Origin of the sequence: Burkholderia sp. DN3021, from assembly GCF_049805555.1 — a bacterium.
Lineage (GTDB): Bacteria > Pseudomonadota > Gammaproteobacteria > Burkholderiales > Burkholderiaceae > Burkholderia > Burkholderia pyrrocinia_C.
Genome location: NZ_JBNCAB010000063.1, coordinates 27,490 through 41,537 on the forward strand (window position 1 = coordinate 27,490; position 14,048 = coordinate 41,537).

Consider the following 14,048-nt stretch of genomic DNA (forward strand, 5'->3'; position numbering starts at 1 on the left):
ATCGACGACAGGCCTTCGCCACGGCGCTTGACGTCAGGGCAACGTGAACCGCGCCACATTACCCCGCGCTGCCGAATATTTTGCCGGATCGACAGGTTTTCCGTCGAACGCAACCGCGTCGAGGCCTGCCTTGTTGCCGATCGTGACCTTGAACGGCCCGTCGCCGGCGACCTGCTTCGTCTCGCCGGCCCGCACCAGTGCCGAGAACAGCTCCTTGCCGTTCTTGTCGCGCACGCTGAACCAGCAATCCTGCTTGACCTTCAGTTCCACCATCGACTGGCCAGCCGCAATCACGACGCTCGCCGGCTCGGCCGGCGTAGCGGCACTCGCGGCCGTCGTTGCCACGACGGGCTGCGATGCAGCCGCCGCGACCGGGGCCACGGGCGCCGGGACAGCAGACGCAATCGCCTGTGCCGGGGCGGCAGATGCAGCGGCCGGGGCCGGAACCTCATTAGCGGCTACGGCCGACGCGCCGCTCGCAGCCGCCTCTTCAACGGAAGACGACGATGCCGCCGACGCGCTCGCAGCCGACGCATGTTCCGCGTCGCCGCCCTTGAAGCGCGCGAGCAGGCTCGACGAATCGCCGCCAGTGTGCCACATCAGTACGGCAACCACTGCGACGACGACAATCGCCGTTCCCCACAGCCACGGGTGGTGGTGCGACGAGCCGCCCAGCGGAATCGACACTCGGCCGCGCGGCAGATCCGTCCCCGACGATGCGGGCATCGACAGATCGACTTCCGGCACCCCGCGCTCGCGGCGCAGCGCCTGCGCGAACGGTTCCGGATCGACGCCGAGCATCTTCGCGTAGCTGCGCACGACACCGAGCGCGAACGTCACGCCAGGCAAATGACTGATATCGCCGGCCTCGAGCGCCCGAAGCTTCTGCGGTGCGACCTTGAGCCGCGCCGATACGTCGTCGACCGTCCAGCCCTTCGTCTCCCGAAGCTGCGCCAGCCGGCTGCCGACCGCCGACAGCGATTCCAGTCCCGCCGGTGCCGGTCTTGCGGCATTCGTCTCTGCGCCGTTAGTCGGCTGCGGCTCACTCATCCTTGTCCTCGCGTCGATTCTTCTTCACTGGCGGCCGCCGCCGGCTCCCCGCCGGCCGGCACCCGCAACTGTCCATACCATGCGCGGCGCCGTGGCGCCGCGACCGATCGCTATTCGCGTGTTGTACCGCCAAGAGGTTCGGGCATCCTCGGCTAGGCACCCCCAGCTGGGCGCCCCCAGCTAGGCGCCCCCGTCAAACCGCCCGAACTTCGATGATTTTTGCTGCTGCGCCCGTTCGTTCCGCGAGGCGCGTGCGGTCCTTCACCGCGCCGGCCAGCTGGCCGCACGCGGCATCGATATCGTCGCCGCGCGTCTTTCGCACGGTCGTGACGACACCCGCGTCGATGAGGACCTGTGCAAAACGCTTGATCTGCTCCGGCTTCGAGCGGATGAGGCCCGATTCCGGAAACGGATTGAACGGGATCAGATTGAACTTGCACGGCACGTCACGCGTGACGGCCAGCAGTTCGCGCGCATGCGCTTCGGTGTCGTTGACGCCGTCGAGCATGCAGTATTCGAACGTAATGAAATCGCGCGGCGCGACTTTCAGATAACGCTGGCACGCGGCCATCAGCTCGCGAAGCGGATACTTCTTGTTGAGCGGCACCAGCTCGTCGCGCAGCGCATCGTTCGGCGCGTGCAGCGAAACGGCCAGCGCGACCGGCAGCTCGGCGCCGAGGCGGTCCATCATCGGCACCACGCCGGACGTCGACAGCGTGACGCGGCGGCGCGACAGGCCGTACGCGTTGTCGTCGAGCATCAGCCGCATCGCGGGCACGACCGCGCTGTAATTCAGGAGCGGCTCGCCCATGCCCATCATCACCACGTTGGTGACGACCCGTTCGGCCTTGCCGTTCGGGCCGGGCGCGCGGCCCAGCGACGCTCGCAATGCAAATTCGGCCATCCGCAGCTGGCCAATGATTTCGGCTGTCGACAGGTTGCGGGAAAAGCCCTGCTTGCCCGTCGAACAGAAGCGGCAGTTGACCGCGCACCCGGCCTGCGACGACACGCACAGCGTGCCGCGCGTCTCTTCCGGGATGAACACGGTTTCGACCGCATTGCCGTTTCCGACGTCGATCAGCCACTTGCGCGTGCCGTCGGTGGAAACGTGATCGCTGGCGATATCCGGCATCACGATCGACGCGCGGCCCTTGAGTTTCTCCCTCAGGGACTTCGCGAGATCGGTCATGCCGTCGAAATCGCCGGCGTTGTACTGATGGATCCAGCGCTGCAACTGCTTGGCGCGGAACGGCTTCTCGCCGAGGCTGCCGCAGTACGCGACAAGACCCTCGGCATCGAAGTCGAGAAGATTGACGGAAGTTTCGCTCGTCATGATGTGCTGCCTTGCCGCGTGCGCTGAATCCTGCCTACCTGCTGCCAGCCAGAGCTTAACGCGAGTAAACGTTCATTTCCGGGAAGAAGAACGCGATTTCGACAGCAGCCGTTTCAGCTGCGTCCGAGCCGTGCACGGCGTTCGCGTCGATGCTGTCGGCGAAGTCGGCGCGGATCGTGCCCTTTTCCGCCTTCTTCGGATCCGTTGCGCCCATCAGGTCGCGGTTCTTCAGGATCGCGCCTTCACCTTCCAGAACCTGGATCATCACCGGGCCCGAGATCATGAAATCGACGAGATCCTTGAAGAACGGACGCGCTGCGTGAACCGCGTAGAACTTCTCTGCGTCAGCACGCGACAGGTGCGCCATGCGCGATGCGACGATCTTCAGGCCGGCGCCTTCGAAACGGCTGTAGATCTGGCCGATCACGTTCTTTGCCACCGCATCCGGCTTGATGATCGACAGGGTGCGCTCGATTGCCATAAAAACTCCAAGAAATTAAGAAGTTACAGGTTCAAATGAATCCGCTATTGTAGCACGATCCCGTGTATCATTGCGATTGAACCCTTACACACGTGAAAGGTTCCGAATCCATATGTTTTGCGCCGCGCAGCCATTGAAACCTCGCGGCGCGGAACGTATCTTAGCCATAGCTGCTCCGGTTTGCTGCGCCGCACACCGCGCGCGCCGAACCGGCCCCGGACGCCCACGCGTTCCATGTTAGGAGAAACCATGAACGACTATCCGTACAATTTCGGTCGCGGCGGTTCCGTCAGCACCGCCGAGGTTCGCAACCGCGTGCTGCGGAACACGTACTGGCTGCTCGCGCTATCGATGGTGCCGACCGTGCTGGGCGCCTGGGTCGGCGTCGCGACGGGCTTCTCGCTGTTCGCGGCCACGAGCCCGATGATGAGCCTGCTCGCGTTCTTCGCGATCGCGTTCGGCTTCATGTTCGCGATCGAGCGGACGAAGAACAGCGCGGCCGGCGTGTTCGTGCTGCTCGGCTTCACGTTCTTCATGGGCCTGATGCTGTCGCGGCTGTTGAGCTTCATCCTCGGTTTCTCGAACGGCCCGTCGCTGATCATGCTTGCGTTCGGCGGCACCGGCATCATCTTCGCCGCGATGGCGACGATCGCCACCGTCAGCAAGCGCGATTTCTCGGGGCTCGGCAAATGGCTGTTCATGGGCGTGATCGTGATCCTGCTCGCGTCGGTCGCGAACATCTTCCTGCAGTTGCCGGCACTGATGCTCACCGTGTCGGTGCTCGCGATCGCGATCTTCTCGGCGTACATGCTGTTCGACGTCCAGCGCGTCGTGAACGGCGGCGAGACGAACTACATCTCGGCGACGCTCGCGATCTACCTCGACCTGTACAACGTGTTCACGAATCTGCTCGCGCTGCTCGGCATCTTCGGCGGCAACCGCAACTGACGTTCGCCACGCACCATGAAAAAACCGGCCCGAGGGCCGGTTTTTTTACGTCCACCGCCCGGCTCAGTCGCGCTCGAACAGCGCGATCGATTCGACGTGCGACGTATTCGGGAACATGTTCACGACACCGGCGCCCTTCAGCCGGTAGCCGGCCTCGTGCACGAGCAGGCCCGCGTCGCGCGCAAGCGTCGACGGGTTGCACGACACGTAGACGATCCGCTTCGGCAGCGGGCCTTCGCCGCTTTGCGCAATCTCGGCCAGCGCCTTCGACACCGCGAGCGCGCCTTCGCGCGGCGGATCGATCAGGAACTTGTCGAATGCGCCGAGCGCGCGGATGTCGTCGCCCGTCACTTCGAACAGGTTCCGGCACGCGAACGTCGTATGGCCGTCGACACCGTTCTCGCGCGCATTCGCGAGCGCGCGCGTCGTCAGCGTTTCGCTGCCCTCGATGCCCATCACCTCGCGCGACAGGCGCGCGAGCGGCAGCGTGAAGTTGCCGATCCCGCAGAACAGATCGAGCACGCGGTCGTCGCGCGACGGCGCGAGCAGGCGCAGCGCGCGGCCCACCAGCACGCGGTTGATCTGATGGTTGACCTGCGTGAAGTCGGTCGGCTTGAACGGCATGCGGATGCCGAACTCCGGCAGCGTGTAGTCGAGCGACACGTCGAGCGGATAGAACGGCGTCACCGTGTCGGGGCCCTTCGGCTGCAGCCAGAACTGCACCTTGTGCTCGTCCGCGAACGCACGCAGCAACGCTTCGTCGTCCGCGTTGATCGGCTCCAGCACGCGCAGCACGAGCGCCGTGACCTCCGAGCCGACCGCGAGCTCGATCTGCGGCATCCGATCGCGGATCGACAGCCCCTCGACGAGCCGGCGCAGCGGCACGAGCATCGCCGACACGTGCGGCGGCAGCACCTCGCAGCTCGTCATGTCGGCGACATAGCTGCTCTTCTTCTCGTGGAACCCGACCAGCACGCCGCCCTTCTTCGCCACGTTGCGCACGGTCAGGCGCGCCCGGTAGCGATAACCCCACGACGGGCCGTGGATCGGCGCGAACATCGTTTCCGCACGCAGCTTCGCCAGGTGCCACAGGTTGTCTTCGAGCACGCGCTGCTTGACCGCCACCTGCGCGCGCATGTCGAGATGCTGCATCGAGCAACCGCCGCAGGTGCCGAAGAACTTGCATTTCGGCTGCGTGCGCATCACGCTCGGGCGCAGAATATCGACAACCGTCGCCTGCTCGTAGCTCGGCTTGCGGCGGTAGCTCGAATAGGTCACGCGCTCGCCGGGCAGCGCGCCCTCGACGAAGATGACCTTGCCCGGCTCGCCGCCCTCGGTCATCGTGCGGCCGACACCGCGCGCTTCCATGTCGAGCGATTCGATCTCGAGAACCGGGGCGATCCCGGGCGCGACGGGCGCATTTTTCGATTTGCGCGCAGAAGTGGGGACGGCTTCGGACACCAGCTTTTCCTGACAAACGTTGAAGAAGGCGAGATTGTAGACGACGAAGGCCCGCATCGGCCGCTTTGCATCGGGCAAGCGCCGACACTTAAGCATAGACGGCCACGCATTGCGCCGGGACGGCCAGGCGAATAGCTCGGGAACGCCCGCAGCCGGCGGGATGCGAACCAGTCAGGAGAGGCCGGGAACCAGAGATCCGCCCGACAGGAGATTCGACCATGCAACTGATCGACTGGAACATCCAATGGGGTCGGGACGCCAACGGCGTTGTCGACCTTTCGCGCACCGTCGCGACGATCCGCCGGCTCGGCGATTTCGACGTGCTGTGCCTGCAGGAGGTCACGCGCGGCTTCGGCGCACTGCCCGGCCGGCCCGGCCCCGACCAGTTCGTCGAACTCGCGGCACTGCTGCCCGGCTATACGATCGTCGAAGCCATCGGCGCGGACCTGCCGGCCCTCGAACCGGGCGTACCGCGCCGCCAGTTCGGCAATGCGATCGCGACCCGGCTGCCGGTCGGGCGCGTGCTGCGCCAGTTACTGCCGTGGCCGGCCGACGCCGGCGCGCCGTCGATGCCGCGCATCGCGCTCGACGTCGAGCTGCACGCGCCGTTCGGCCCGCTGCGCGTGGTTACCACGCACCTCGAATACTATTCGGCGCGCCAGCGGCTTGCGCAGGTCGACGCGCTGCGCGCCCGGCATCGCGAGGCCTGCGCGCACGCGGAACAGCCCGCGCCCGCCGAAACTGCCGAGGGACCGTTCAGCGCGACCGGCCAGCCGCGCAATGCGATCGTCTGCGGCGATTTCAACAGCGCGTTCGGCAGCGATGCGTACCGGCGCTTCCTGGAGCCGATCGCCGACGCCCCGCGCTTCGTCGACGCATGGGTCGCGCGGCATCCCGGCAGCACGCCGCCGCCGACAGCCGGCGTCTACGATACGGTGCAATGGTCGGAGGGGCCGCTCGCGTGCGACTTCGTGTTCGTGACGGATACGCTGCTGCCGCGCGTCATGCGCTGCGAGATCGACGGCGACGTGCGCGCGTCGGATCACCAGCCGGTGCTGCTCGAACTCGCTTGATCGCGCCCGCCCGCGCTACGCGGCGAAGCCGGCCAGGTATTCGGCCCAGTGCGACGCCGGTTCCTGCGCGAGCGCGTTCTTCACGAGCAGGATCTCGTCCGCATACTCGCTCTGCGTCAGGCCGCCGCGCATCAACTGGAACCGGCAATACAGCAGGTACGTATTGACGACGTCGGTCTCGCAATAATTACGAATTTCCTCGATCCGCCCGTCCTGGAACGCCGGCCACACCTGGCTGCCGTCCATCCCGAGCTTGCCCGGAAAGCCGCACATCTTCGCGAGCGCGTCGAGCGGCGCGTTCGCGCGCGCCTGATACATCGCGAGCACATCCATCAGGTCGGTATGCCGCGAGTGATAGCGCGAGATGTAGTTGTTCCACTTGAACTCGCGGTCGTCCTCGCCGAGATCCCAATAGCGGGTCGCGGGGATACCGTGCACGAGCGCGCGGTAATGGAGCACCGGAAGATCGAAGCCGCCGCCGTTCCACGACACGAGCTGCGGCGTGTATTTCTCGATCACGCGGTAAAACGACTGGATCAGCGTCGCTTCGTTGTCCTGCGGCGTGCCGAGCGAGCGGACGCGAAAGCCGTTGTTGTCGCGGAACACGCACGAGATCGCCGCGATACGCTGCAGGTGATGCGGCAGGAAATCGCCGCCGGTCTTCTCGCGCCGTGCGGCGAACGCATGTTCGGCCACCGCGGCGTCGTCGAGCGTCGCGGGCAGGTCTTCCAGACGGCGAATGCCGTCGACATCGGGAATCGTCTCGATGTCAAAAACAAGAATCGGAGTCATCGGTTACAGAACGGCGTCCTTGCGCACGCCGTTGGAGGCGAAAAACCGCTTGAGGCGCACCAGCGCTTCCTGCTGGATCTGCCGCACGCGCTCGCGCGTGAGCCCCATCTCGTCGGCGAGCTCTTCGAGCGTCGCCGGTTCGATGTGGTTCAGGCCGAAGCGGCGCTCGATCACGTGCCGATGCTTGTCGGACAGCCGCGACAGCCACGCGCGCGTCAGCGTCTCGAGCTCGCGGTGCTGCACCTCGGCGTCGGGCGACTGGCTCTGGTCGTCGGGCAGCAGGTCGAGCAGGCTGCTCGCGGGATCGAGGTCGAGCGGTGCGTCGAGCGACGCCGTGTGCTCGTTGAGCGCGAGGATGTCGGTGACTTCCTCGGCGGTCTTGCCAGTGAGATAGGCGATGTCGTCGATGCTGGCTTCGCGGCGCTCGGCCGCCTCGCCCGTCGACATCGAATTCTTTTCGAGGTGGCGCTTCGCGCGCAGCACCTGGTTCAGTTCGCGGATCACGTGCACGGGCAGGCGCACCGTGCGGGCCTGGTTCATGATCGCCCGCTCGATGCTCTGCCGGATCCACCAGGTCGCATAGGTCGAGAAGCGGAAACCGCGCGTCGGGTCGAATTTCTCGATCGCGTGCATCAGGCCGAGGTTGCCCTCCTCGATCAGGTCGAGCAGCGGCACGCCGCGGTTCAGATACCCCTTGGCGATGCTGACGACGAGACGCAGGTTGCGCTCGATCATCACCTGCCGCGCCTCGAATTCGCCAGCCTTGGCGAGCCGGGAATAGCGCTGCTCTTCCTCGACGGTCAGCAGCGGCTTCACGCTGATGCGGTTCAGGTAATGCTGGATCGTGTCGGCCGTGAGCTCGGCCTGCAGCAGCGTGCGGAAATCGTCGACGTCGGGCGCGGCTTCCGCGCGGCCTTCGCGCTCGTCGTCGCCACCGTCCGCCTCGGCGTCGCGTGCCTCGAGATCTCGTTCGTTTTCCGCGACGTCGTCGTCATCGTCCGTCGAAGCGCCAGCTCGCCCCGCCGATGCTTGCGTGGCACGACTGATCTTCTCAGACTCGGCTTGCGGCTCGTGGCGCTTCGATTTCGGCATGGTCGTCTCGGTTATTGAGGCGGCAAATACTTCAGCGGATCGACAGGCTTACCCTGCCGGCGAACCTCGAAATGCAGCATCACGCGGTCGGCATCGCTGTTACCCATCTCGGCGATCTTCTGCCCCTTCGTTACCGCGTCCCCCTCTTTTACCATCAAAGCGCGATTGTGTGCATACGCCGTGAGGTAAGTTGCATCGTGTTTGATGATAATGAGGTTGCCGTAGCCACGCAGGCCGTTGCCCGAATAGACGACGCGGCCGTCGGCCGCCGCCTTCACGGCCTCGCCGGCCGTGCCGCCGATGTTGACACCCTTGTTCTTCGCGTCGTCGAACCCGTTCAGCACCGGGCCGCGCGCGGGCCACGCGAACGTCACGGGGCCGCTCGGGGCCGCCGCCGTGTCGCTCGACCCGGTGGCCGCAGCCGGCGGCGTTGCGAGCGTGGACGACGTGCCGGCGGCCGGCGTCGCGGGACCGCTGCTGAGCGGCGCAGTCGCAACGGCGGCGCCCGCGATCGGAGCGGCGGCCGGTGCGCCCGCAGCCGGTACGCCCGCACCCACAGCGCCAGCGCCGCCCGGCGGCGCAACGCGCAGTAACTGGTCGACTTCGATCTGGTTCGGGTTCGTCAGGTTGTTCCACGACGCGATGTCGCGATAGTTCTGCCCGTTCTCGAGCGCGATCCGGTACAGCGTGTCGCCCGGCTTCACCCGGTAGTAACCAGGCGGCGGCGGCCCGAGCGGCACCGCGGGCTGCGCGGCGGCCGTCGTGCCGAGCGACCCGGAGCGGTCGACGACGGGCGCGTTGTCGAGCCGCGTCGCACAGGCGGCCAGTAGCGTGGAGAACGCAGCCACACAGATCGCGCGCTGGGCGAACGTGAGCGGTTCCCTGGATCGGTTGTTTTGCATCGCGCGCAACATACTCATCGGTTTCAAATCACTCCGGATTTTAAAGGGACAAAGAAAACGCGATCAAGCCGGGACTCTCGCCATTGCGCGTGCGCGACGCGCTCGACGAGCGTGAGCACCTGGTGCTGCCCGCTCTGCGCGCCGACCGGCGCGACGAGCCGCCCGCCGATCGCAAGCTGCTCGAGCAGCGCCTGCGGCACGTCGAGCCCCGCCGCCGCGATCACGATCGCGTCGAACGGGGCCGCGGACGGCAGGCCGACACGCCCGTCGCCGTAGTGCAGACGGATGTTCGGCACGCGCAGCGGGCGCAGGTTCAGCTTCGCGCGCTCGTAGAGCGGCTTGATGCGTTCAATCGAATACACGTCGCGTGCCACGTGGCTCAGCACGGCTGCCTGGTAGCCGCAGCCCGTGCCGATCTCGAGGACGCGCTCGAGCGTGCGGCCGGCCATCGCGAGCTCGATCATGCGCGCGACGACCGACGGCTTTGAAATTGTTTGCTGATGGCCGATCGGCAACGCCGAATCTTCATAGGCCTGCGTCGCAAGCCCAGGATCCACGAACATGTGGCGCGGCACCGCGGCCATCGCTTCCAGCACGCGCGCGTCGGTCACGCCGTTCGCGCGCAGCCGTTCGACCATCCGCTCGCGCACACGTTCCGACGTGAGCGCGAACGCGCCGGCCGGCGCGACGCTCGGCGCGGCCGGCTTCGGCAGCGCGGGCTTCAACGCGGTCGGCTTCGGCGCGGTCGCAGGCTTCGCGGCGGCGGAACCGGACAGCGGCGCCCGGCCGGCAGCCGGCTTTACCGCAACCGGTTTCAGCACGGCCGCGGGCTTGTCGGTGGCCTTCGGCGCCGCGACCGCCGCATGGCGTTCACCGGCCCGACCTTCCGATTTGCGTGGCGCTCGCTTGAGATCTTCGAGCGCGAGCGGGAACCGCTTCGCGCGCTCGCCGCTCATGAAGCCCGCCCTCCGGCGCGCGCCCATTCGCGCGTCGCGGGCAGCATCTGCGTATGCGTGAGGTCGAGCTGCAGCGGCGTGATCGAAACGAAACCGTTTGCGACGGCGTGGAAATCGGTGCCCTCGCTCGCGTCCAGCGCCGCGCCCGCCGCCCCGATCCAGTAGACCGGCTCGCCGCGCGGGTCGGTCTGGCGAATCACCGGCTGCGACGGATGACGCTTGCCGAGGCGCGTGACCTTCCAGCCCTTCAGTTCGTCGTAAGGCAGGTTCGGAATATTGACGTTCAGCAGCGGCTGGCCCGGCAGCGGATTCGCGAGGAAGTGCTCGACGATTTCCGCGGCGACACGCGCGGCGTCCGCCAGATGGGTCCAGCCCTTGTCGGCCAGCGAGAATGCGATGGCGGGAACGCCGAACATGATGCCTTCGGTGGCCGCTGCAACTGTCCCCGAATAGAGCGTGTCTTCGCCCATGTTCTGGCCATTGTTGATCCCCGACACGACGAGGTCCGGCTTCGCGTCGGCCATCCCCGTCAACGCGACGTGCACCGAATCGGTCGGCGTGCCGTTCACGTAGAAGAAACCCGTACCCGTCGCGCGCTGCACCGACAGCGGCCGCCACAACGTGAGGGAATTCGATGCGCCGCTGCAGTTCTGCTCGGGCGCGATCACCGTGAGTTCGGCCAGCGGCTGCAGCGCTTCGCTGAGCGCGGCGAGACCGGGGGCGAGATAGCCGTCGTCGTTGCTGAGTAGGATTCGCATCCGGCGATTGTAACCGAGGAAAGATGGCGCGAGAGCGACAGTCCGGCGGCCGCGGACGGGCGATTGCGCACGGTGCGCCGCCGCATCGAGCGGCGGCGTTCTGCGCTCAGATCGCGCCCGCGTCGCGCAGTGCGGCAATCGCCTGCGCGTCGTAGCCGAGACCGCGCAGCACCTCGTCCGTATGCTCGCCGAGCTCGGGCCCGAGCCAGCGCGTTTCGCCCGGCGTGTCCGACAGCTTCGGCGTGATGTTCGGCAGCGGAATATCGGTGCCGTCGGCGAGCTTGAAGCGCTGGATCATCTGCCGCGCGACGAACTGCGGATCGGTGAACATGTCCGCGGCACTGTAGATGCGCCCGGCCGGCACGTCGGCCGCGTTGAGCACGACGAGCGCATCGTCGATCGTGCGCGGCGCGAGCCACTCGGCAATCGCGTCGTCGATTTCCTGCGTGCGCGGCACGCGCCCGTCGTTGCGCGCGAGCGCGGGATCGTCGGCGAGGTCGTCGCGCTCGATCGCCTTCATCAGCCGCTTGAAGATCGGGTCGCTGTTGCCGCCGATCACGATGCTGCCGTCGCGGCACGCATAGGTATTAGACGGAACGATGCCCGGCAGCGACGCGCCGGTGCGCTCGCGCACCATCCCGTACACGCCGTATTCGGGCACGACGCTTTCCATCATGTTGAATACGGCTTCATACAGTGCAACGTCGACCACCTGCCCCGCGCCGCCGTTGACCTTGCGGTGATGGAGCGCCATCAGCGCTCCGATCACGCCGTGCAGCGCGGCGATCGAATCGCCGATCGAGATGCCGATGCGCGGCGGCGGCAGGTCGGGATAGCCGGTGATGTGGCGCAGCCCGCCCATCGATTCGGCGATCGCGCCGAAGCCGGGCCGGTCGCGGTACGGGCCCGTCTGCCCGTAGCCGGACAGGCGCACCATCACGAGGCCCGGGTTGTCGGCCGACAGCACGTCGTAACCGAGCCCGAGCTTTTCGAGCAGGCCCGGACGGAAGTTCTCGATCACGATGTCGGCCTCGCTCGCGAGCTGCCGCGCGATCGCCTTGCCGGCATCGGATTTCAGGTTGAGCGTGACCGATTTCTTGTTGCGCGCCTGGACGGACCACCACAGCGACGTGCCGCCCTGCTCCGGATGGAGCTTGCGCCACTTGCGCAGCGGGTCGCCGCCGTTCGGATCCTCGATCTTGATCACTTCCGCGCCGAATTCGGCGAACAGCCGCGACGCGAACGGCCCCGCGATCAGCGTTCCGAATTCGAGCACTTTGACGCCCGCGAGCGGGCCCTGGCTGGTGCTCATGTGTCTCCCTGGCATGAGGAACGGCGCCGCCGGCAGGCGGCGCCCGGCTTACATCGTGCGGCGGTCGAGCATCGCGCGGGCGATGGTGCCCGCGTCGACGTATTCGAGCTCGCCACCCACCGGCACGCCGCGCGCGAGGCGCGTGACCGCCAGGCCGCGCGCCTTCAGCGTCTGGCCGAGGTAGTGTGCGGTAGCTTCGCCCTCGTTCGTGAAGTTGGTCGCGAGCACGACTTCCTTCACGATTCCGTCGGACGCGCGCCGCACGAGGCGGTCGAAATGGATTTCCTTCGGACCGATCCCGTCGAGCGGGCTCAGTCGCCCCATCAGCACGAAATACAGCCCGCGGTAAGTCATCGTCTGCTCGAGCATGATCTGGTCGGCAGGCGTCTCGACGACACACAGCAGCGTCGGATCACGCTCTTCGTCGCTGCAGACCTCGCAGATCTGCGCTTCGGTGAACGTGTTGCACTTCTCGCAGTGCTGCAGGTGCTCGGTCGCGAACAGCAGCGACCGGCCGAGCCGCTCCGCGCCCTCGCGGTCGTGCTGCATCAGGTGGACCGCCATGCGCTGCGCGGATTTCGGCCCGACGCCGGGCAGCACGCGTAGTGCTTCGACGAGAGCGGACAGGGCGGACGGCTGTTTCATACGGCGGCAAACAATGGCAAGGACGCCGCGCTCAGAACGGCAGCTTGAAGCCCGGGGGCAGCGGCAGGCCCGACGTCATGCCGCTCATCTTTTCCTGCGACGTCGCTTCGGCCTTGCGCACGGCGTCGTTGAACGCAGCCGCGACGAGATCCTCGAGCATGTCCTTGTCGTCCGCGAGCAGGCTCGGGTCGATCGACACGCGACGCACTTCGTTGCGGCACGTCATCGTCACCTTGACGAGGCCCGCCCCCGACTGCCCTTCGACTTCGATCAGCGCAAGCTGCTCCTGCATCTTCTTCATGTTTTCCTGCATTTGCTGCGCTTGCTTCATCAGTCCGGCGAGGTTGCCTTTCAACATGGGAATACTCCTTCTTTCTTGATCGTGTGAAAACCGGCACGCCGAGCGTGCCGGCCAGTGTGTGCGGGCGTGATTGTGCCTGTCGCGGTGCGGTCGGTTCAATGCAGCGTCGGCGGCGGGCCGTCCGGCGCCGAATCGGCGAGCGGACGCACCGAGCCCTCGACGATGCGCGCACCGAAGTCGCGCACGAGCTGCTGGACGAACGGGTCGCCATGAATCTCCTGCTCGGCCTCGCGCTGGCGAGCCGCGCGCGCGGCCGCGTCGAGCGCCGCCGCCGTGCGTCGTGCAGGCCCGACCTCGACCGCCACTTCGACCGGCTTGCCGAGCGCATCGGCCAGCGCGGCCTTCAGCTTCGCGACCTGCGCGGCGTCCGCGTACTGCGGCACCGGCACGGAAAGTTTCAATGTCGTCGCATCGACGGCCGTCAGTTCGCTGTTGAACGCGAGTTGGTATGCGACGCCCTTGAGCGGCAGCCGCGCGGCCAGCGCCGGCCATTCGCCGTCGAAACCGACCGGATCGAGCGCGATCGCGGGCGGCAACGGACGCGTGTCGACCGGCGCGGCCGGACGCGCTTCCGCCAGTTGCGGCGCCACGCGCACATCGTCGGGACCGCTGTCGAACACGGGGACGAAGCCATCGTCGGGCCCGCCGAACATCTCGTCGGCGCTGAGCGGCACGTAGTCGTCCGGCGGGATGTCCTCCCACGGCGGCGAAGCCTGGCGCGAATCGGCCGCCTGCGGCGCACGGGCGGCAGCGCGCGGCGTCGGCACCTGCACGGCAGGACGCGGCGCGGCCGGCTTCTCGGCGGCCGGCTGGACCGCCGGCTTCGGGGCGGCGCCCGCCCGCGCACGGTCGGACGACACACGCATCCCCGCGTTGCGCAGCAC

The 14,048-nt window shown here is 67.1% G+C and carries 15 protein-coding genes; 2 read left to right on the forward strand and 13 right to left on the reverse strand.

The window, feature by feature from the left end; genetic code table 11:
• Window positions 1-33: 33 nt before the first annotated feature.
• From ACPUER_RS25990 to ndk, 3 genes are all read right to left on the reverse strand, one after another.
• The gene (locus ACPUER_RS25990) at window positions 34-1,050 is read right to left on the reverse strand and encodes a helix-turn-helix domain-containing protein (protein WP_310141402.1); all 1,017 of its coding nucleotides are present in this window, start codon (window positions 1,048-1,050) and stop codon (window positions 34-36) included.
• A gap of 193 nt (window positions 1,051-1,243) precedes the next feature.
• The gene (gene rlmN / locus ACPUER_RS25995; protein WP_034181281.1) at window positions 1,244-2,383 is read right to left on the reverse strand and encodes a 23S rRNA (adenine(2503)-C(2))-methyltransferase RlmN; all 1,140 of its coding nucleotides are present in this window, start codon (window positions 2,381-2,383) and stop codon (window positions 1,244-1,246) included.
• 55 nt (window positions 2,384-2,438) lie between these two features.
• Window positions 2,439-2,864, reverse strand: a complete 426-nt coding sequence (gene ndk, locus ACPUER_RS26000) for a nucleoside-diphosphate kinase (protein ID WP_006478674.1) — start codon at window positions 2,862-2,864, stop codon at window positions 2,439-2,441.
• 249 nt (window positions 2,865-3,113) lie between these two features.
• Between ndk and ACPUER_RS26005 the strand changes: the two genes are divergently transcribed.
• A complete protein-coding gene (locus ACPUER_RS26005; RefSeq protein ID WP_006761414.1) occupies window positions 3,114-3,812 on the forward strand; it encodes a Bax inhibitor-1/YccA family protein in 699 nt (232 codons plus the stop codon).
• A gap of 63 nt (window positions 3,813-3,875) precedes the next feature.
• Here ACPUER_RS26005 and rlmD read toward each other — a convergent pair whose 3' ends face one another.
• Window positions 3,876-5,273: a 23S rRNA (uracil(1939)-C(5))-methyltransferase RlmD gene (rlmD, locus tag ACPUER_RS26010; protein WP_175960905.1), complete on the reverse strand. Its 1,398-nt coding sequence runs from the start codon at window positions 5,271-5,273 to the stop codon at window positions 3,876-3,878.
• 218 nt (window positions 5,274-5,491) lie between these two features.
• On the opposite strand from rlmD, the gene ACPUER_RS26015 reads away from it, so the two are divergent.
• Complete coding sequence (locus ACPUER_RS26015; RefSeq protein ID WP_425132501.1) at window positions 5,492-6,346, forward strand: endonuclease/exonuclease/phosphatase family protein; 855 nt, start codon at window positions 5,492-5,494, stop codon at window positions 6,344-6,346.
• Window positions 6,347-6,361: 15 nt separating this feature from the next.
• Here ACPUER_RS26015 and ACPUER_RS26020 read toward each other — a convergent pair whose 3' ends face one another.
• The 9 genes from ACPUER_RS26020 to ACPUER_RS26060 form a co-directional block, all read right to left on the reverse strand.
• Window positions 6,362-7,138: a 3'-5' exonuclease gene (locus ACPUER_RS26020; RefSeq protein WP_034181277.1), complete on the reverse strand. Its 777-nt coding sequence runs from the start codon at window positions 7,136-7,138 to the stop codon at window positions 6,362-6,364.
• A gap of 3 nt (window positions 7,139-7,141) precedes the next feature.
• Window positions 7,142-8,230: an RNA polymerase sigma factor RpoS gene (rpoS, locus tag ACPUER_RS26025; protein WP_034181276.1), complete on the reverse strand. Its 1,089-nt coding sequence runs from the start codon at window positions 8,228-8,230 to the stop codon at window positions 7,142-7,144.
• A gap of 11 nt (window positions 8,231-8,241) precedes the next feature.
• Window positions 8,242-9,150 (reverse strand): peptidoglycan DD-metalloendopeptidase family protein, encoded by a 909-nt coding sequence (locus ACPUER_RS26030; RefSeq protein WP_175960907.1) that lies wholly within the window; start codon window positions 9,148-9,150, stop codon window positions 8,242-8,244.
• A 5-nt stretch (window positions 9,151-9,155) separates the two neighbouring features.
• Complete coding sequence (locus ACPUER_RS26035; protein WP_175960909.1) at window positions 9,156-10,088, reverse strand: protein-L-isoaspartate(D-aspartate) O-methyltransferase; 933 nt, start codon at window positions 10,086-10,088, stop codon at window positions 9,156-9,158.
• Window positions 10,085-10,846 carry a 5'/3'-nucleotidase SurE gene (gene surE / locus ACPUER_RS26040; protein WP_072437226.1) on the reverse strand — a complete coding sequence of 254 codons (762 nt, stop codon included), beginning with the start codon at window positions 10,844-10,846 and terminating at the stop codon, window positions 10,085-10,087. Before surE ends, ACPUER_RS26035 begins: the two co-directional genes overlap by 4 nt.
• Window positions 10,847-10,952: 106 nt before the next feature.
• Window positions 10,953-12,158, reverse strand: a complete 1,206-nt coding sequence (locus ACPUER_RS26045) for a CaiB/BaiF CoA transferase family protein (RefSeq protein ID WP_072437225.1) — start codon at window positions 12,156-12,158, stop codon at window positions 10,953-10,955.
• Between the two features lie 48 nt (window positions 12,159-12,206).
• Complete coding sequence (gene recR / locus ACPUER_RS26050) at window positions 12,207-12,803, reverse strand: recombination mediator RecR (RefSeq protein ID WP_034181272.1); 597 nt, start codon at window positions 12,801-12,803, stop codon at window positions 12,207-12,209.
• A gap of 31 nt (window positions 12,804-12,834) precedes the next feature.
• Window positions 12,835-13,161 carry a YbaB/EbfC family nucleoid-associated protein gene (locus ACPUER_RS26055; RefSeq protein ID WP_006482124.1) on the reverse strand — a complete coding sequence of 109 codons (327 nt, stop codon included), beginning with the start codon at window positions 13,159-13,161 and terminating at the stop codon, window positions 12,835-12,837.
• A gap of 98 nt (window positions 13,162-13,259) precedes the next feature.
• Window positions 13,260-14,048: DNA polymerase III subunit gamma/tau C-terminal domain-containing protein (locus tag ACPUER_RS26060; protein WP_425132502.1), on the reverse strand; the 789-nt coding region annotated here is incomplete at its 5' end.

Excerpts from the sequence above, each read along its gene's own strand:
- ACPUER_RS26055 (WP_006482124.1), bottom strand. The coding sequence starts at position 13,161 with ATGTTGAAAGGCAACCTCGCCGGACTGATGAAGCAAGCGCAGCAAATG.
- ACPUER_RS26030 (WP_175960907.1), bottom strand. The coding sequence starts at position 9,150 with ATGAGTATGTTGCGCGCGATGCAAAACAACCGATCCAGGGAACCGCTC.
- ACPUER_RS26015 (WP_425132501.1), top strand. The coding sequence starts at position 5,492 with ATGCAACTGATCGACTGGAACATCCAATGGGGTCGGGACGCCAACGGC.
- ACPUER_RS26005 (WP_006761414.1), top strand. The coding sequence starts at position 3,114 with ATGAACGACTATCCGTACAATTTCGGTCGCGGCGGTTCCGTCAGCACC.
- surE (WP_072437226.1), bottom strand. The coding sequence starts at position 10,846 with ATGCGAATCCTACTCAGCAACGACGACGGCTATCTCGCCCCCGGTCTC.
- rpoS (WP_034181276.1), bottom strand. The coding sequence starts at position 8,230 with ATGCCGAAATCGAAGCGCCACGAGCCGCAAGCCGAGTCTGAGAAGATC.
- rlmN (WP_034181281.1), bottom strand. The coding sequence starts at position 2,383 with ATGACGAGCGAAACTTCCGTCAATCTTCTCGACTTCGATGCCGAGGGT.
- ndk (WP_006478674.1), bottom strand. The coding sequence starts at position 2,864 with ATGGCAATCGAGCGCACCCTGTCGATCATCAAGCCGGATGCGGTGGCA.
- ACPUER_RS25990 (WP_310141402.1), bottom strand. The coding sequence starts at position 1,050 with ATGAGTGAGCCGCAGCCGACTAACGGCGCAGAGACGAATGCCGCAAGA.
- ACPUER_RS26035 (WP_175960909.1), bottom strand. The coding sequence starts at position 10,088 with ATGAGCGGCGAGCGCGCGAAGCGGTTCCCGCTCGCGCTCGAAGATCTC.
- ACPUER_RS26045 (WP_072437225.1), bottom strand. The coding sequence starts at position 12,158 with ATGAGCACCAGCCAGGGCCCGCTCGCGGGCGTCAAAGTGCTCGAATTC.
- ACPUER_RS26020 (WP_034181277.1), bottom strand. The coding sequence starts at position 7,138 with ATGACTCCGATTCTTGTTTTTGACATCGAGACGATTCCCGATGTCGAC.
- recR (WP_034181272.1), bottom strand. The coding sequence starts at position 12,803 with ATGAAACAGCCGTCCGCCCTGTCCGCTCTCGTCGAAGCACTACGCGTG.